Source organism: Pantoea sp. BJFS-204, from assembly GCF_049310725.1.
Classification (GTDB): domain Bacteria; phylum Pseudomonadota; class Gammaproteobacteria; order Enterobacterales; family Enterobacteriaceae; genus Pantoea; species Pantoea agglomerans.
Window position 1 is genome coordinate 293,212 of sequence record NZ_JBMOWE010000004.1, and the last position, 17,163, is coordinate 310,374.

15 protein-coding genes are annotated in these 17,163 nt (G+C 50.6%); 7 read left to right on the plus strand and 8 right to left on the minus strand.

Translation table 11 applies throughout. The features are described 5' to 3' along the window. Positions 1–68: 68 nt before the first annotated feature. Positions 69–1,631, plus strand: a complete 1,563-nt coding sequence (locus tag ACO6VX_RS14460; protein ID WP_033770124.1) for a sensor domain-containing diguanylate cyclase — start codon at positions 69–71, stop codon at positions 1,629–1,631. Between the two features lie 68 nt (positions 1,632–1,699). Then, entirely contained in the window at positions 1,700–2,146 is a 447-nt protein-coding gene (locus tag ACO6VX_RS14465) for a VOC family protein (protein WP_159227255.1), read from the plus strand. A 229-nt stretch (positions 2,147–2,375) separates the two neighbouring features. Here ACO6VX_RS14465 and ACO6VX_RS14470 read toward each other — a convergent pair whose 3' ends face one another. After that, entirely contained in the window at positions 2,376–2,777 is a 402-nt protein-coding gene (locus ACO6VX_RS14470) for an H-NS family nucleoid-associated regulatory protein (protein ID WP_010257055.1), read from the minus strand. Positions 2,778–3,649: 872 nt separating this feature from the next. Between ACO6VX_RS14470 and ACO6VX_RS14475 the strand changes: the two genes are divergently transcribed. Then, positions 3,650–3,835 (plus strand): DUF2256 domain-containing protein, encoded by a 186-nt coding sequence (locus ACO6VX_RS14475; RefSeq protein WP_010671932.1) that lies wholly within the window; start codon positions 3,650–3,652, stop codon positions 3,833–3,835. A 52-nt stretch (positions 3,836–3,887) separates the two neighbouring features. Here ACO6VX_RS14475 and ACO6VX_RS14480 read toward each other — a convergent pair whose 3' ends face one another. From ACO6VX_RS14480 to ACO6VX_RS14490, 3 genes are all read right to left on the minus strand, one after another. Beyond that, positions 3,888–4,190 carry a hypothetical protein gene (locus ACO6VX_RS14480; RefSeq protein WP_010257059.1) on the minus strand — a complete coding sequence of 101 codons (303 nt, stop codon included), beginning with the start codon at positions 4,188–4,190 and terminating at the stop codon, positions 3,888–3,890. Between the two features lie 105 nt (positions 4,191–4,295). Then, positions 4,296–4,838 (minus strand): YfaZ family outer membrane protein, encoded by a 543-nt coding sequence (locus ACO6VX_RS14485; protein WP_033770122.1) that lies wholly within the window; start codon positions 4,836–4,838, stop codon positions 4,296–4,298. A 63-nt stretch (positions 4,839–4,901) separates the two neighbouring features. Then, entirely contained in the window at positions 4,902–5,138 is a 237-nt protein-coding gene (locus ACO6VX_RS14490) for a YgdI/YgdR family lipoprotein (RefSeq protein WP_010257065.1), read from the minus strand. Between the two features lie 971 nt (positions 5,139–6,109). Here ACO6VX_RS14490 and ACO6VX_RS14495 point away from each other — a divergent pair. The 3 genes from ACO6VX_RS14495 to feoB all read left to right on the plus strand — a co-directional run bounded on the left by ACO6VX_RS14495 (position 6,110) and on the right by feoB (position 9,537). Continuing rightward, positions 6,110–6,490, plus strand: a complete 381-nt coding sequence (locus ACO6VX_RS14495; RefSeq protein WP_010257071.1) for a YgiW/YdeI family stress tolerance OB fold protein — start codon at positions 6,110–6,112, stop codon at positions 6,488–6,490. A gap of 495 nt (positions 6,491–6,985) precedes the next feature. Further along, entirely contained in the window at positions 6,986–7,210 is a 225-nt protein-coding gene (gene feoA, locus ACO6VX_RS14500; RefSeq protein ID WP_033781080.1) for a ferrous iron transporter A, read from the plus strand. Then, positions 7,210–9,537 carry a Fe(2+) transporter permease subunit FeoB gene (feoB, locus tag ACO6VX_RS14505; protein ID WP_422431641.1) on the plus strand — a complete coding sequence of 776 codons (2,328 nt, stop codon included), beginning with the start codon at positions 7,210–7,212 and terminating at the stop codon, positions 9,535–9,537. The genes feoA and feoB overlap by 1 nt, the downstream gene beginning before the upstream one ends. 435 nt (positions 9,538–9,972) lie before the next feature. Here the strand turns inward: feoB and ACO6VX_RS14510 are convergent, their stop codons facing one another. Next, the gene (locus ACO6VX_RS14510) at positions 9,973–11,010 is read right to left on the minus strand and encodes a tyrosine-type recombinase/integrase (RefSeq protein ID WP_089415106.1); all 1,038 of its coding nucleotides are present in this window, start codon (positions 11,008–11,010) and stop codon (positions 9,973–9,975) included. 933 nt (positions 11,011–11,943) lie between these two features. On the opposite strand from ACO6VX_RS14510, the gene ACO6VX_RS14515 reads away from it, so the two are divergent. Then, complete coding sequence (locus ACO6VX_RS14515; protein ID WP_061703002.1) at positions 11,944–12,414, plus strand: SgcJ/EcaC family oxidoreductase; 471 nt, start codon at positions 11,944–11,946, stop codon at positions 12,412–12,414. 294 nt (positions 12,415–12,708) lie between these two features. On the opposite strand, the gene ACO6VX_RS14520 is transcribed toward ACO6VX_RS14515, so the two are convergent. The 3 genes from ACO6VX_RS14520 to ACO6VX_RS14530 all read right to left on the minus strand — a co-directional run bounded on the left by ACO6VX_RS14520 (position 12,709) and on the right by ACO6VX_RS14530 (position 17,147). Next, the gene (locus tag ACO6VX_RS14520; protein WP_122459962.1) at positions 12,709–13,926 is read right to left on the minus strand and encodes a monooxygenase; all 1,218 of its coding nucleotides are present in this window, start codon (positions 13,924–13,926) and stop codon (positions 12,709–12,711) included. Then, entirely contained in the window at positions 13,919–15,379 is a 1,461-nt protein-coding gene (locus tag ACO6VX_RS14525; protein WP_033781082.1) for an MFS transporter, read from the minus strand. The genes ACO6VX_RS14520 and ACO6VX_RS14525 overlap by 8 nt, the downstream gene beginning before the upstream one ends. 358 nt (positions 15,380–15,737) lie before the next feature. Continuing rightward, positions 15,738–17,147, minus strand: coding sequence for an LLM class flavin-dependent oxidoreductase (locus tag ACO6VX_RS14530; RefSeq protein WP_111534866.1), 1,410 nt, complete (start codon positions 17,145–17,147; stop codon positions 15,738–15,740). Positions 17,148–17,163 lie beyond the last annotated feature (16 nt).

A 17,163-nucleotide genomic window follows, 5' to 3' on the forward strand; every position in this document is an offset into this window, starting at 1 on the left:
TGGGATTTGCATTTTTGCTTTTGATTAACTGTGCTTAAATCAGTCAACAGGGTTTATTAAGGACAGGCATGAAGTTTCGCCAAAAAAATGAGGGTTCAGCGCCAAAAATCTCGCCGCTGCTAAGAAGTATTATCCTTTCAGGCGTATTGCTCAGCGTGGCGGTGATTGGCTTAAATGTGTGGACGCTGCGGGAAGACTGGAATGAAACCGTCGATAAAGCTGAAGATACGGCGGTTAATCTGTCGCTGTCACAGGCGCGCCAGGCGGACGATACTTTTTTGCAGACCGAGCTCTCTTTGCGCGAGGTGCAACGCGAGCTCGAAAAGCAGATTGCCACAACCGGTGTAGATGGCGAGTCGCTGAGCCAGACGATGCGCCTGTTGCAGAGCCACCTGCCACAACTACACGGCTTGTTCTACTATGATGCGCAGGGGAAATGGATAGCCACTTCTATGAGCCGGATACCGCCTGACATCAATAATTCCGATCGTGAATATTTCGATTATCACCGCACCAGCCCGCGCGATACCCTGCACGTCGGCCCGGTGCTTCGCAGCCGCACCACTCACGAGCTGGTGATCCCGGTTACGCTGCGTGTGAACGATGCCTTTAACGGCTTTCGGGGCGTCTTACTCGCCACCGTCAAAGTGGACTATTTCCGCCGTTTCTACAGCTATTATGAACTTAGCGAAGGCGATGTACTGGTACTGATGCTGGCAGACAGTACCGTGCTTTACGCCCGTCCGATGCCGGATAGCTACATCGGCAAAAACCTCTCAGTGAGTCCGCTTTTCCTCAGGATGCTGGCCCATGCGGATAAAGGCAGCGGTCAGTGGACCGCTGCGCTTGATGGTAAAAAACGCATCTTTGGCTTTGTCCGCTCACAGCGATACCCGCTGGTGGTGGCCGCGGGATATGACAAGCGCGCGCTGTTTAACCACTGGCTCAAAAGCTGGGTACATGATCTGATTCTGAGCCTGGCGCTGCTGATTGTTATTCTTTTACTGGGTGCATTTGTACTGCGTCAGGCACGGCATACGCTGCGTTATCAGCTTGAGCTGACCCGATTACGCGATGATCTGACCGCGGCTAATCGCGCACTGGAAAATCTGGCACAGAGTGATGGGCTGACGGGTGTTGCCAACCGGCGCCATTTTGATCACATGCTGACTGAATGCCTGCAGAACGCGGAGCGCAGTGGCCAGCCGGTGTCATTGATCCTGCTCGACATCGATTATTTTAAACGTTTCAACGATACCTACGGCCATGTGGCGGGTGACGACTGCCTGAAAAAAGTGGCTACTGTTCTGAAGAACGCCGCCCGCCGCAAAAACGAACTTACGGCCCGATATGGCGGCGAAGAGTTTGCCATTATTTTGCCCGGACAGCCGTTGTCAGCCGCGTTGAACTTCGCTGAATCGATCATAGACGCTGTTAACAGGCTCGATATTCCGCATCTCACCACGGAACTGCCGCAAAAGCACGTCACCCTGAGTGCAGGCTGCGCCGTCTATCTTGCTTCAGACTCACAACAGGAAAAAGAATCGCTGATAGCGCGCGCGGATGAGGCTTTGTATCACGCGAAACGGGCAGGGCGTAACCAGGCCATGTGTGAAGAACGTAGCGGCTGAGCATCCGTGATCAAATCCTGAATCCTGCCTGTGGCATGGTGACTGCTCAACTTAAACAGGGAGCGGCCATGTCAAACGATACCGGTTTCACTCATCTTGCTTTACAGGTACGGGATTTAGAGAAGAGCGTAGATTTTTATCAGCGTTATGCCGGGATGCAGGTGATACATCAGCGTGAACCTGGCATTCCTGAAGCACAGAAAGTGGCATGGCTGTCGGATTTAACCCGACCTTTTGCGCTGGTGCTGGTGCAATCTGACAACAATGAAGATACACCGCTGGGTCCATTTGGTCATATAGGCGTGGCCTGTAGCAGCCGTGAAGAGATAGATGAAAAAGTGGCACTCGCACGTCTCGAAGGTGTGTTGCGACGCGACGCGCAGCAATCTGGTGTGCCAGTCGGCTACTGGGCATTTTTTGCCGATCCTGATGGCAATACGCTTGAGCTCTCTTATGGTCAGCAGATCGGACTGGAAATTATCACAGCCCGCAACACACAATCGCTGAATAAATAAAGCGGTTGAGAGAACAGAATGAATCCCATTATCTGTTGCGTGACTGCGTAAAGCTTTTCAGTTATTGAGTTCAGGGTAACGCCTGAGCAGGATTATGGATGGAGAGACAATATCAAGATGAGAAAGGAAAGGGTACAGGCTGGCCGGTAATTGAGATGCTTGAGCCTGACGATTTATGGTGAAAAAACCGCCTGCCTGACGCAGGCGGTGTTTCATTATGCATACTGAATTAAATCAGGAAATCATCCAGCGATTTACCTGCATCAATGGCAGATTTAATAGCAGATGGGGTACGGCCCTGGCCAGTCCACTGCTTAACCTCACCATTTTCGTCGGTGTACTGATATTTAGCCGGACGAGGAGCGCGTTTTTTCTTCACGGCTGGTGCAGTCGGCATACCATTTAACAGTTCGTTAGGATCGATACCTTCCTGCAACAGTAATTCACGGTATTTTGCCAGTTTCTCAGCTTTTTCACGATTAGCTGCTTCAGAAGCCTGTGCTTCTTCACGTCGCTCACTCACCACAACCGACAGTTTTTCCAGCATTTCTTCCAGGGCAGCAAGGTCAAGCTCGCGAGCGTTTGCGCGAAGGGTACGGATATTATTCAAGCTGTTGAGAGTGTCACTCATCAAAGTCACCATAGTCATGTTCAGATAATAAAATACAGAGCGGGTTCACGCTGATGCTTTTCGTCAGACCTGCTTTTTTAAGATGCTTGCCTTCGAAGAATCAAAATACAGAACCGATAGTTCAACGCCAACATATTAATCGCTTTCTCAAAGAGTTTAAACTGTAATTAACGTAAGACCCTTAAACAAAAGTAAAGTTACTCTTTTTTTTACACTCTTCGCTCAAAATGTCAAAAAGGTGCCTCATCTGATGATGTTCAATAATTTAGTTACGTTATGGAAAAACCGGGCTTTCACGTCGCTTTTCCAGCGGAATCGCTTCGCTAATCACGGAGCTGCTTTGTTCCGATAGGCAGTCACCGTGCATACTTCTCCAGATAAAGCTGGATATGTCCATGAGGCCACCATAATAGGGTTGTAAAGGACGCATAGCAAAATTACTAAAAAATAACCATCAGGCGGCTGATTTATTCAGACTATATGTAAGGCCATGAAATCAGATTAATTTATCACTTAAATAACGTTCTGGTTAAGGCGATCATCACCAGACGGGTTATGGCTTGGTTTTAAAAGCCCGGAGAGACAAACCCCAGTAAAGGGGGATAAAACAGTCAGAATCACGCGTGGCCTGTATGACCCTGGATTGATTATTTACGGGCGTAATGACTTTTTAGCCGCCGTATGGGGCCAGAGAGGATGTCCGCTAATCAAGGCAACCTGAGCCACATCATCCGGGTACCATATTGCCTTATGCGCCGATGAAGCGGTAAACAGTGCGATCTCAATTGCCCTCAATACTTACTCACAAGCAAGCTAAACTGTATAAGAGACGCTATTGTCAGCGTTATAAGGGATTCTCAGGAGAGACTGGCGTGTTCAAAGGCAATAAAAAGTCATTACCGGTTCGCTACTGCAAAACGTGTAATAAACCGATGTCATGGCGAAAAAAGTGGGAACGATGCTGGGACGAGGTGTTGTATTGCTCGGAACGGTGCCGGCGGCAGCGTACTGATCGGCAAGAGGATGATACAGAAATAAAACCTGAACCTGACCTCTGACGCTGATCAAAGCTGGCCAGGGATTGACCTGGCCTCAGTCAGGGGAATGGGGCTATTGCTGTACCTCGATCTGTTGCCAGCCTCTTTTAAACATACAATCTTTAACCAGTATCTCTCGCTGGCTTTCATTGGCGTCGCTGGTGGAGTAATCGGTGTCAGTGGTTTTATATTTACTGTCTTTTGAGGTGTATTTACCGCTAACAACATTGTCAGGGGGTAAATCCCGCAGTGCCTGGGCCCGACAGGCTGTTTCCGCTATTGTTTCCTGCTGTTCAGATGCATCAGGCTTGACCCATTTATACTGCACACATCCGGTCAGACAGAGAGTAAATAACATCAGCATAAGAGGTTTCATAATCTGTTTCTCAGTGCTCCCCGCCTGAGTTGAGACGAGTGATTGAGTAAGGAAACCGATCGGCAGGGTTTCCTCACCACAAAAAAAGGGAAGAGTCATCCGACGTTAAAATGTCAGGCCGCCACCGATATAAGGACCATCGATCAGGGTATGACCCGGACGTCCATCTTTGCCATCAACACCCGCATAGCGATAGCCCACTTTTAAAACCAGTGGATCCACAGGTGACCAGCTGACACCGCCATTGGCCTCAACGAAATTCTTAACGCTGTTGGTCAGCTGTTCCGGGGCGGAATAACCTTCTCCATACAACGCAAAATTAGCGGGCAGATTGATTTTCACACCGCCGCCAACAGGAAACGCAACGCCGTTATCTCCTTTTTTGCCGCCGATGTAAGCGGCTTTAACGCCAGCCGTCAGCATCACAGGTCCAATTTCAAGGTTATAACCGGTACCCGCCTGACCAATCTGAACACCATCCGCCGTATTTTTGATCCACTGACCATCAACATAAAGCCCGCCGGATGAACGGCCGATTTCTGCGTCCAGCACCGAGGTGTTTTTACTTTGTTCGGCATTCAGGCCAATGGCCATGGCAGAGGAGGATGCACACAATAATAAGCCAAAGCCAATTACAGAAATTTTCATTGCTCAGTTTTCCCACAGAATCAGATTTTCAGGATAATGATTAAGATTGCTATTAAAGCAGGTTTACTTTTGCACAATCTCTTTAACATCGTGCTGTTGTAACTGATGCATGTTTCCATCCGTGTCTTTATAAGAGATCATGCCTGTTTCTTTATCTTTTGCGGGTTTGCCATGAGTCGTAATCATGTGCCCATCGTTGGTGGAGATCACATAATTGCTTGAGCAGGCGGAAAGGGACATAACAGAAGTTATCATCGCAATAGCAAAAGCGAATTTCTTGCCAGAATTAAAAGATGTCATTTTACTTTCCTGTCGTTTCTTTTTAAGAAGATGCGGCATTATTCGCTGTGATTGTTAAACGACATGCTAACAATCCGGCTGTTTGCCTCTTTATCAGGATGATAATGATCTGGATCAATATCATGGGTTGCTCAGGAGTATGCAACCATGGCGGGTATTGATTGTTTTGCGACCAGTACTTGCGGAAGCGAAGGCAGAAGGTTGTACTGAGAGAATCAGGAAGAAAACCAGCAAGGTAGAGGAAAAGAAACTTAAGCTCGAATCCGCAAAAATGAATCTGAAAGAAGGACAGGCTGATGCTCAAAGACTGAATTAAACTGATTTACTCGTAGGCTCACGCTGGCGAATCTCCGAACATCGGTAAATTCCGCATGTTCCTTTATCTCTTGTCAGTTTGGGTGGGCATCAGGCTATCACCACTCTCCTCTTCTTTTTATGCATTTTCAGACAGTATCAGGCAACATTCTTACCCTTTTAATGCCAGAAAGGGCTGCATTCCGAATGGGAGCCGTTGTCGATACACTGCATACTCAGCGTTACTGGGTTCTGTTAATATCATAGGGAACCAGGCATAAAAAAAACCACTCAGTTGAGTGGTTGTAAAAAGAAAAAAATAGTTAATGAGCAAAACTGCGATACATAATGTTTTAATACTGGGATATATCTATGCCAGGAAATAATATCCGTTAACAGACATGTTAGCTATGGGATTTATATGAAATGATGCAAAGTGAAAGCGTAACAATGACCATAATACACTGAATGTTAAAAATTCACCACTCACGTAACTGTTTATCGATTAATTTATTTTTTTAACAACATGGATTAAACTTTGATTGTTTTTCTGATGCGGATTTATCGTGCGCATCATGCTCATTACATTTTTAAAACACATGGAGGTAATCACTTTTCTTAAGATCCCGTTAAGATCTGCATCGTAAATTAGCCCGACAATTTTAACGGAGATAAATATGAAAAAGTTTCTTTTAGCAGCATTGTTTGCCGGTATGAGTTTTGGAGTTGCTGCACAGGAAGGTTTTGTTAATCCAGCAGGGCAGGGGTATTCTCAGGGCGGATTTAAAGGTCCGACACCCGGCGTCTCTTCTGTCGCTCAGGTTAAGACGCTGCGTGATGACGCATGGGTCGTTCTGGAAGGTAACATCATCAGACAAGTGGGGCATGAACTTTATGAGTTCAAAGATGCTACCGGAACGATTAATGTCGATATTGATGACAAGCGCTGGATGGGACAATCGTTATCACCGAGTGATAAAGTCCGTCTTGAAGGTGAAGTTGATAAAGACTGGAACAGTGTTGAGATTGATGTAAAAACGGTTCGGGTTCTTAAGTAATCCTTATTCGCTCATCACCTGGCGGTGGCCTGAAAATCAGGGCACTGCCATTGTGAAAATGATCCTTCCAGGACGCCTTTCTTTCATTACAGCGGCCGCAATTTAGTTACAACACCCTATTTGAGCAGATTACGTTACCGGCGCTATCCTGCCAGATTGGTTTTTTTGATTAAACCTGAACGGAGCCGTTCTGTGAATCCGAGTGCTCATTGACTAGCCGCCCCGCACGGCCCGAAGGGCCGTAGTAGTTATTTACGGCATATTGAATGATGTAACTAAATGGATGCTCTCTGCTAGAGTGCGGGAATGATTCAACATTCTCCACATCCGCCTTTAACTGTTGAACCCGCGCCTGGAAGACCCCCCATTTAATGCGCTGTTGACCTGCCGTTGACCCTGACGGCAGTTTTCTTCTGCCTGCCCGATGCCAGATCAAAAACCGAAACGAGTATCATTTATAGAATGAGTGCTTCTTACTTTTAGGCAGGGCGTGATATGGCAATTAATATGGGCAGTACCTACCGAATCCTAGGCTATCAGCCATCGGTAAATCCCGCCTGGCGCCAGAAATTACTGACAATGGGCATGCTTCCCGGCGCAGTTATTGAGGTCATTCGCGTGGCGCCAATGGGCGACCCAGTGCAGATCTCTACCCGCCGTGTCAGCCTGGCGGTGCGGCAGCGTGACCTGGACGACATCATCCTGGAGGAAATCGTCTGATGAAGAAGATAACCATCGGGCTGATTGGTAACCCCAACACTGGCAAAACCACGCTGTTTAATCAGCTCACCGGTGCCCGACAGCGGGTCGGGAACTGGGCTGGCGTCACGGTTGAGCGCAAAGAAGGTCAATTTTTTACCGCGCAGTCAGATGTCAGGCTTATCGATCTGCCAGGCACCCGATCGCTGACAACACTATCTGCTGAAAGTTCGATAGATGAGAGCATCGCCTGCCAGTATCTCTATCAGGATCATGCCGATGTGGTGATTAATGTCGTCGATGCCTCCAGTCTGGAAAGTAATCTGTTCCTGACCTTTCAGCTGCTGGAACTGGGCGTGCCCTGCATTGTCGCCCTGAACATGCAGGATATTGCCACCAGCCAGAACATCACTATAGATGTCGCAGCGCTGTCAGCTCATCTGGGATGTCCGGTCGTTTCACTGACCTCAACCAAAGGTGATGGCCTTGCCCAGCTCAAAGCGCTGATTGACCAGCCCCATATTTACCGCGCACCGGAACGGGTACGTTATCCGGCTGCGATTGAAACGGCCATTGAGCAGCTTTGCCAACAGATGCCCGCCGCCATAGCCCCACAAAAACGCTACTGGCTGGCCTTGCAACTGCTGGAAGGGGATATCAACAGTCAGAAACTTTGTCCGGCGCTGGTTCCGCATTTGTCCGAGATTATGCAGCAGGCCGGTGGAGAGACCGGCGTACAGATTGCCGATTATCGCTATCGCACCATCAATGCGCTTTGCGCGGCAGTGAGTAACATTCATCACGCAATGCCCGCAGGTCTGACCCGCAGGATCGATAAAATTGTGCTGAACCGCTGGCTGGGCATTCCGATATTCCTGGCAGTGATGTATGTGATGTTTGTTCTTTCAATTAACATTGGTGCCGCGCTACAGCCACTGTTCGACAGCAGTTCGGTGGCGATATTCATTCATGGTGCGCAATGGCTGGGCTATGTCTGCCACTTCCCTGACTGGCTGACGGTTTTCCTGGCGCAGGGTATCGGTGCCGGTATCAATACCGTGCTGCCGATCATTCCGCAGATTGGCCTGATGTTCCTGTTCCTCGCTTTCCTTGAAGACTCCGGCTACATGGCGCGCGCCGCTTTTGTGATGGATCGTCTGATGCAGTCACTGGGCCTGCCGGGAAAATCCTTTGTGCCGCTGATTGTCGGCTTTGGCTGTAATGTCCCGTCGGTCATGGGGACACGGACGCTGGATACACCGCGTGAGCGTCTGCTGACGGTGTTGATTGCGCCTTTTATGTCATGTGGCGCACGGCTGGCGATTTTTGCGGTTTTCGCTGCGGCATTCTTTAACACCCACAGTTCCAGCCTGGTTTTCTCCCTCTATCTGCTGGGAATTGTGGTGGCCATCGCGACCGGGCTGGTGCTTAAGCATACCCTGCTGGGCGGAGAAGCCTCGCCGTTTATCATGGAGTTGCCGGTCTATCACCGGCCTCACCTCAAAAGCCTGCTGTTGCAGACCTGGCAACGGCTGAAAATGTTTGTGGTGCGAGCCGGACAGGTGATTATCCTGGTGAGCATGCTGATTGGCGTACTGAGCAGTTTTGCCTTTAATGGCCAGATGGTTAATGACATTAACCACTCTGCGCTGGCGGCGACCAGCAAAGCGATCACCCCCGTGCTGTTGCCGATTGGGGTCACTCAGGATAACTGGCAGGCAACAGTGGGGCTGGTGAGCGGCATCATGGCGAAAGAGGTCGTGGTCGGCACGCTCAACAGCCTTTACACCACAGAGGCAATCCAGAGCAGTCCATTTGATCCGCAGGCTTTTGACCTGCCTGGTGAGCTTAAAGAGGCGCTGACAGAGACCTGGGCGGGGTTAACGGCTGCCTTCAGAATTGATGCGCTGGCCCATCCCATCGATGCCAGTAAAGGCGATGGTGAGATGGCGACTGGTTCGATGGGCGTGATGTCTGCCAAATTTGGCAGTGGTTTTGCCGCTTACAGTTACTTAATTTTTGTCCTGCTCTATGTTCCCTGCGTCTCGGTCATGGGGGCTATTGCGCGGGAAGCCGGTAAAAAATGGATGATGTTCTCATTCTTCTGGGGACTCAACATCGCCTACACCACGGCCACGCTGTTTTACCAGACCGTCACTTTTGCCGACCATCCTGCATTCAGTGCGACCTGCCTGATAAGCGTGCTGGTGCTGAACGGAATCATCCTGCTGGCATTGCGAAAAGCGGGAAGCCGGGTGCAGTCAATACCGGTCATGCTCAGGGAGGAAAAGGGGAGTTGCAGCGGCTGCCACGGCGGCTGTGATAAGCAGAAAGGCTTTGCCCGGTAAAAATAAGTACTGATGGCATTCACTCTTTCCGCTGCCGGCGATTCCTGGCCGCAGCGGACAGGTGAGGATTGTCCTGTTGATTATTCTTACGATTTGAAGCCAGAATAGTGGGATGATTAGCGTATGAGCAGTGACAAAGGCAACATGACAATTAACCCGGCCAGAAGCATTATCCTGCCCGCTGAAGGCAGATGTTTACCAAAGCAACTCTGACCATGCACTGCAGCATGCCCTTATTATGGATAGCGGCTCCTGTTTTGCAGACAGATTCGCAGCATGCGGTATGGCAGTAAGAATAAATCAACTAAATCAGCCGGATGAGCGCTGTTGATCCCCGCTTCAGCGTTCATCCGTACCGGCTTACACACAGGCTGTCCACTTTTTCTGTGGATAACTTCAGCCTGAAAAAGGACTTTATTCTCTTTTCAGGAGCCATCAGCCAGGATAATCAGGGTCACCATATTGCTCCATAAACTCCACCATGGCACCTTTGTGTGCATCCACATGGCGAATATAGCGCATCAGTGTTTCTGGTTTTTTCCACGTGCCTTCCTGCATGATCCTGGCAATCGGATAACCTTTATCTGCCATATCCTGCGCAGCTCCTACCCTGGCGCTGTGGCCACTCCAGCCGGTGTAGCGATTTTTGTTGGCCTTTACTGCGCCCTCTTTTCCGGCAGTGCGCCATGCCCGGCTAAAAATCTGTTCCAGTGCCCTTGTGCTCATCGGCTTTTCGGCAATCAGTGGCCGGCCAGACCGATGTACTGCAGTAAACAGCCAGGCATCGGGCTGGCTGGATAGCCCGGACGCTTCAATCCACTCTTCCAGTCGCTGAGTTGAACGGGCGCTGAGCGCCTTAATCAATCCGCCGGTCTGCACAATAGTTTTTGTCCATGCCACATCCAGAATGATGCGACCATCACCGGCACGCATCACATCCCGCACCCGCAAACGCGACAGTTCACTGATACGCAGTAGCGTTGCATAAGCCACATGTAAAAAAGCCAGATCGCGAAGCGCCTGAAGGTTATCAGAACCTGACCATTCTTCATCCAGCGCCAGTAGATCACTCAGCCTGAAGGGCACGGCCTGGCCTGCCCGCTCTCCGTTGATCACCGCCACACGATTTATCTTCTTCATCGTACGGAAAACCAGCGGAGAGACATTGGGCACCGGCAGCCCGGCGTTACGGTGTAACATCGAAATTAACGCCGCGTGTGAAGTGACGGTTGAGGAGGCCCGGCCGCTTTCAGCCAGAAAAGAGAGATAGTCACGCAAATCGTCTGCGCTCATCGGCAGGAAGCTGCGCTGGTTATCTTCCGACCAGCGATTGCAGATTCGCATTACGCTAAGCAGCTGTCGCCAGGTGTTAGGTGAGAAAGCCTCTTTATCCTGAACGAACTGCCGGAGCCGCTCGGTGATATCGCTATTCCGGTCAACCGTCAGAGGGGTTAACGGCACTAACTCACTCATATTTGCTCACTTATCAACCAAAGACGCCGATGATCGCGCTACGTTAATTCTGAGAACTAAGCAGGGGGATAACCGGTCAGAATTTACGTAGCGTTGTCATTTTCAAGGAGAACTTTACTGCTATCCATCTTAACCTAGCACCATCCCTATGTCATGACTTCGTATAAGAACAATTATACGAAGTCAGTATGGCGTAACTGATCCCGTCTGGCTTTTAACGGATTGACGCTCATCGCAGTCAGTCAGGGAAGGTACAGGTCACACGCTTTATCGATAGCTGAACGTAACTCACTGCGAGTTGTTCAAGTGAAACCACGATGCAAAAAAATGTCTCAAACTAAGTCGCGTTTAAACCAGGGTATGAACGGTTTAATCATTATTTAAATAAATCAGCGCATCACGATGCTTTATTTTTCCAGCGCAATAATGAACAGGACCATCAAAATAGAGATGTTGAAAAATGGCAGACGACGTTAATTAGTTAGTCAGTTAAATTAATAAATCATAAAAAGATTCCATATAACACTGCTCAAAGGCAATACCCTTTGAAAGTTTTTATAGAGTACATAAATTAAACACTACTTCCCGATATTACGTTCATAGCTCTGAACAGGCGACATGGCATTTACGCTACCAAAAGAGATCCAGGCATTAACCCTCAGAACAAAAAACTAAATACCAGCTTATCGCCGATTTAAATACCAGGCAACACTTCTTTTCATCTATCTTGTTCCCCTGCATATCAAAAGCGTCGATAAGTATATGCATCAGCTTTTTAATCGAATAAAGCGGCTAATGTATTTATCGCAGCAGTATTATTCTGGCTGATCAGCCGGATTAAGACGTATTAACGAGTTATACACATTTTATGGCGGCGTCTGGAAGAACGCACAGAACGCTGGCTTCACCCAGGGTAAACATGAGGATATTTTCATGAAAAAAACGTTATTATCGCTGTGCCTTTTAGGTCTTTCCTTCGCCCCAGTTGTTACGCAGGCACAACAGTCCGTGACCTGTGTCAGAGCCTCAGAGCAGGATGTGGCCAACCTGTTTGACGCCTGGAATGACTCTCTGGCAACCGGTGATGCAACAAAAGTCTCTGAATTATATGTCAGCGATGCCGTTTTGCTGCCGACCATTTCAAATCAGGTACGTCTGACCGATCAGGAACGTATCGATTATTTTAAAGATTTCCTGAAAAAAGGGCCGAGCGGTAAAATTGATTCCCGGACTATCAGAATTGGTTGTAATAAAGCGATTGATACCGGCGTTTATACATTTACTTTTAAAGATAACACGCACGTCACAGCACGTTACACCTTCACTTATGTCTGGGATGGTAAGGGCTGGAAAATCTCAACCCATCACTCTTCAGCTATGCCAGAGCCTGTAAGCAAGCCTTAACAGACGCGCTGATGAAAAAATAGCCAGCGTCATGATGTGATGCTGGCTCTTTTCCCTTTACGCAAAAATAAACGTTCGGGCTTGAAGATAATAACGCCTGGCTCATACTTAATAAATGGCAATTAATATCCTTCGCATTTAGCGTGTCTGTTTCCTGTATCACGGACAGTATAAGTGCTATTAAATGGCCAGCGTCAGTTTCTCATCCGAATAAAATGAAATCTGTCGGTTTGGTGTTTCCATTTCAGGCTGATCAATTCCCAAACGCAAATATCTGCCCATGAAATAGCGGTTTTACACTCCATTTCCATTGCCTATCTGCCAGATGAAGGTCGGATCGGTGCCGTTCACCTCCCAGTCACCCACGTTACGTAGCTTGTAGATCACCGGATTGTGCGACGACACCGTTCGTGCATTACGCCAGTGGCGGTCGAGTGCCTTGCTGACTCGGGTATCAGATGCACCCAGCGCATTGAAGAATTCTGTTGCCGCACGCGTCACCAGCTCAACGGCCACCGCCTGTGCCTGAGCGGACTCTACTTCGGCCAGCACGTTTGCCGCATGAAGCTGTGCCTCATCTGCGCCACTAAGTTGCAGCTCAAATGCCCGCTGCAACGAGTGGGTCGCCCGGTCGACGGCGGCTTCGGCTGCCCATGCCCAGCTGCTTATCTGACCGACCACCTGCAACACCTGCACATCCTGCTTCACCTGCGAAGCATTACCATGACTGTAAATGCGTTTACGCTGCGCCACACCCCGAGCAGCATCGCGCACCACCGCCCGCCCGATGCCCGCCAGCGTGGCCAGTAAGACATGCTGATAGAATGCCGTCTGATAGCGGAAACGCTCACTGAAATCATAGACATGGGGCAGTTCAACCCGGGCCTGATGAAAGCGCGTCGTACCACTGCCGGTCAGTCGCTGCCCGAAGCCATCCCAGTCATCATCGCGCTCCACCTCATTCTGGTGGGTGTTCACCAGGGCAATCACGTCACGACCGTTATCTGCGCGCTGAGCATAGACATCAATCCAGTCTGCATAGAGCGTGCCGGTGCTGTAGAACTTCTCACCGCTGATCCGCCATCCCCCCTCATCGGGAGAAACCTGAGTGTTGACCTCACCCAGCTTAACCGCGCCGATCTCGCTCCAGCCGCTGCCCACCAGCTCACCGTCCACAAAGCGGCGGAACCAGCGACGCCGATCCTCACTGGCTGGCTGGTTCAGGCGATCCTCAATAAATGCGAAGTGCGCACGCAGCGCCTGTGGCAGGTTGGAATCTGCCTCAGCCAGTTCGGTCAGCAGAGCAAATAACTGCGGCAGCGAAACCCCAAAGCCGCCTTCTTCTTTAGGGATACGCAGGGTGCCAAAGCGCGCCGCTTTCAGCCAGCGAATCGGTTCATGCAACAGTGTGCGTTCGGTTTCACGGGCACTTGCCCCCTCAGCGATGCGGGCGAACAGCGGCCTGAAATGCTGAACCAGTTCGTCAAATTCGGTACGATTTAATTCAGACATGATCCTCTCCTGAGTCGGGTTGTTCATCGATGTCCTGTCGGGTCGGTTCAAAACGAATGATTAACAGGAAAATAATCGGGATAAGTGCGGCCAGTGAGACAATCCAGAACATATTGGTGCCGTAACGCGCCTGCAAAATTGGCAGAATAAACAGCGCCAGCGCGCTGCCCACACCGGAGAGCGAACGACTAAAGCCGACACCGGTGGCGCGTATGTGGGTCGGGTAGGAGAGCGCCGGATAGATCATCAACTGCGCGCCGGGTCCGAATCCCTCTGCAAAGAGCCATAAACCCAGCATCAGCACCGCAAACACCACGCCAGCTGTCGCCTGCGGATGACCGATCAATGCCAGCGAAATCAGTGCGATAAACTGCAGCGCAAATCCGGCGATCGCGACATGCCGTGAGGGAAATTTCCACGCCAGTCGCATCCCCAACAGCCCGCCGGTAAAGGCGAACAATGCATTCAGTCCCAGCGAGGCAGAGATAGTTTCAAATACGCCCGCGCCGAGAAATTGCGCCAGGATAGAGGGCAGGAAGAAAGCGATGGCGGTGTATTCAAATGAAATACAGACGTTCATCACCGCACTGACGACCGTGCGCTCCAGATAAGGCTTCTGAAACAGTACGCGGAAACGCACTTTCGGCTTCGCTTTCACCGCATCGGTTTTAGCGGGCGGCTCCTCATGCGCAACAATGCCGTAAGAGTCACGCAGAATACGCACCGCACCGCTCAGGTCGCCCTGATTCGCCGCCCACAGCGGTGACTCATTCATAAACTTACTGCGCACCGCAATAATCAGTAGCGCCGGTACGGCGCCAAACAGCAGCGAGGCGCGCCACAGCCAGTCGATATGTTCGGCGGGCAGCAGGAAATAGAGTGCAAAAATAATAAAGAAGCAGGCAGACGAAGCGGCATACCACATCGGGCACCAGGCTGCGAGGCGCGATGCTTTATTGCCCTTGCCGGAGAACTTAGAGAATTCTGCCAGATAGGCCATGGCAACCGGCAGATCGATCCCGACGCCGATGCCCATCAGAAAACGGGCACCAATCAACACCCAGACGTTGGGGGCCAGACCTGCCGCAATGGCGGAGACGACAAAAAACAGCATGTCCGCCATAAACACTGAGTAACGGCCATATTTATCGGTCAGCCAGCCGCCGACCAGATTACCCACAATGGTGCCGATCATGATTGACGACGTCACCAGGCCCGTGAGTACCGGGGTTAAACCAAACTCCTTCACCACATCATCAATGCCGTAGGAGAGGGTAGTGAGATCGTAGGCATCAAGAAACACGCCGCCCAGCGCCAGGAAAACAATCCAGCGCGCATAGCTGTTTTTTTCGGTGTTACTGTTAATCAGCCGGGCCACATCACTCACCGATCGAACCGGTTGAGAGTGAGGCGGTGGCGCAGTTAAGGTGTTGTCAATTTCTAATGTACTCATCGTATCCTCGTTATTATATTCAGCAGGTAGCGAGGGTTTTATATGAATTACTTGCATAGTTAACAACCAACAAAATCAGATAACTATTATAATTAATTCAATAAGATAGGATTATATCTCACCCACACCAGACCCCGCATGAAATATAAAATTCATCCGGTAGCGTTCAGCGAAATGTTGTTTTTTATACTGCTGAAACGGGTGAAGTTTCAGCAGTATATGGCAGACCTGTTTAGCAACGGTTAACAGCAATGACCGGTCCGGTAATGCCTGTCATCAACCGGCGACAAGACGTACTCTTATCTCTTTGCACTTTGCTATGCGCCGGTTATTCATGCCGGACAGCCAGCCGTCTCTGTTATGAAACTTCCACCCTTGCTGCTCGCTGTTCCACATCCGCACTCCGGCGATAACCGGCACCCGGATGCGGCAACGCCAGCCGTGGCCCCTGGCCAAATAACTTTTCACGCAGCGTACCGGGCTGATACTCCTGCTTGTAGACGCCACGCTTTTGCAGTTCCGGCACCAGCAGTTCCACCACGTCAGTAAAGGTTTCGTGCGTCACGGCGTAGGCGAGGTTAAAACCATCGACATCTGTCTCTTCGACCCAGCTTTGCAGCTCATCGGCCACCGTTTCGGCGCTGCCCACCAGCAGCGGGCCAAATCCGCCGATGCCCACCCAGTCTGCCAGTCCCTGCACCGTCCACTGGCGGTTGGGATCGGCAGTGGAGAATGTCTCAACCGCCGACTGAATCGCATTGGTGTGCAGATGTTTCAGTACCTGATCCGGCTGATACTGCCCGAAATCAATGCCGGTCCAGCCTGAGATCAGCGCCAGCGCGCCTTCGTAACTGACATAGCGCTTGTACTCCTGCCATTTGGCCTGCGCCGCCAGGTCGGTTTCGCCAACAATGACTGTCTGCAGGTTGAAGATCAGTATGGAGCGGGGATCGCGTCCCGCTTCAGCGGCTCTCCGGCGAATATCCGTCACGGTTTTCTTCAGCAGAACTTTCGAAGGTGCCGCCACGAACACGCATTCGGCATGCTCCGCCGCAAACGCTTTACCGCGGCTGGAGGCGCCCGCCTGATATAGTACCGGCGTGCGCTGCGGCGAAGGTTCACACAGATGGATGCCGGGCACCTGGAAGAATTTACCCTGATGATTTATCGGATGGATTTTATTCGGGTCGCTGAAAATATGACGTTCACGATCGCGCAGGACCGCGCCATCTTCCCAGCTTCCCTCCAGCAGCTTATAGATAACCTGCAGATATTCATCGGCATAGTCGTAGCGCGCATCGTGATCGGTCTGGGCCTGATGTCCAATATTACGCGCACCGCTTTCCAGATAGGAGGTTACAATATTCCAGCCAATGCGGCCTTTGGTCAGATGATCCAGCGTCGAGATCCGCCGCGCAAACGGGTAGGGGTGTTCAAACGACAGTGAGGCGGTCAGGCCAAAGCCCAGATGTTCCGTCACCAGCGCCATCGGCGTGATTAACGCCAGCGGATCGTTTACCGGCACCTGCGTGGCGTGCCGAATCGCGGCCTGGTTATTGCCATTGAGCACGTCGTAGACCCCAAGCACATCAGCAATAAACAGTCCATCAAACCTGCCGCGCTCCAGCAGGCGTGCTAAGTCGGTCCAGTACTCCAGATCTTTGTACTGCCAGGAGCGATCCCGGGGATGCGCCCATAAGCCGGGCGATTGATGACCGACACAGTTCATATCGAAAGCATTCAGGCGAATTTCACGTTGCGATGACATAGCGACTCCTGGGCGG

Bases quoted from the DNA above. Each gene is read 5' to 3' on its own strand.
- ACO6VX_RS14460 (WP_033770124.1), top strand. From the start codon at position 69: ATGAAGTTTCGCCAAAAAAATGAGGGTTCAGCGCCAAAAATCTCGCCG.
- ACO6VX_RS14465 (WP_159227255.1), top strand. From the start codon at position 1,700: ATGTCAAACGATACCGGTTTCACTCATCTTGCTTTACAGGTACGGGAT.
- ACO6VX_RS14470 (WP_010257055.1), bottom strand. From the start codon at position 2,777: ATGAGTGACACTCTCAACAGCTTGAATAATATCCGTACCCTTCGCGCA.
- ACO6VX_RS14480 (WP_010257059.1), bottom strand. From the start codon at position 4,190: ATGAAACCTCTTATGCTGATGTTATTTACTCTCTGTCTGACCGGATGT.
- ACO6VX_RS14485 (WP_033770122.1), bottom strand. From the start codon at position 4,838: ATGAAAATTTCTGTAATTGGCTTTGGCTTATTATTGTGTGCATCCTCC.
- ACO6VX_RS14490 (WP_010257065.1), bottom strand. From the start codon at position 5,138: ATGACATCTTTTAATTCTGGCAAGAAATTCGCTTTTGCTATTGCGATG.
- ACO6VX_RS14495 (WP_010257071.1), top strand. From the start codon at position 6,110: ATGAAAAAGTTTCTTTTAGCAGCATTGTTTGCCGGTATGAGTTTTGGA.
- feoA (WP_033781080.1), top strand. From the start codon at position 6,986: ATGGCAATTAATATGGGCAGTACCTACCGAATCCTAGGCTATCAGCCA.
- feoB (WP_422431641.1), top strand. From the start codon at position 7,210: ATGAAGAAGATAACCATCGGGCTGATTGGTAACCCCAACACTGGCAAA.
- ACO6VX_RS14510 (WP_089415106.1), bottom strand. From the start codon at position 11,010: ATGAGTGAGTTAGTGCCGTTAACCCCTCTGACGGTTGACCGGAATAGC.
- ACO6VX_RS14515 (WP_061703002.1), top strand. From the start codon at position 11,944: ATGAAAAAAACGTTATTATCGCTGTGCCTTTTAGGTCTTTCCTTCGCC.
- ACO6VX_RS14520 (WP_122459962.1), bottom strand. From the start codon at position 13,926: ATGTCTGAATTAAATCGTACCGAATTTGACGAACTGGTTCAGCATTTC.
- ACO6VX_RS14525 (WP_033781082.1), bottom strand. From the start codon at position 15,379: ATGAGTACATTAGAAATTGACAACACCTTAACTGCGCCACCGCCTCAC.
- ACO6VX_RS14530 (WP_111534866.1), bottom strand. From the start codon at position 17,147: ATGTCATCGCAACGTGAAATTCGCCTGAATGCTTTCGATATGAACTGT.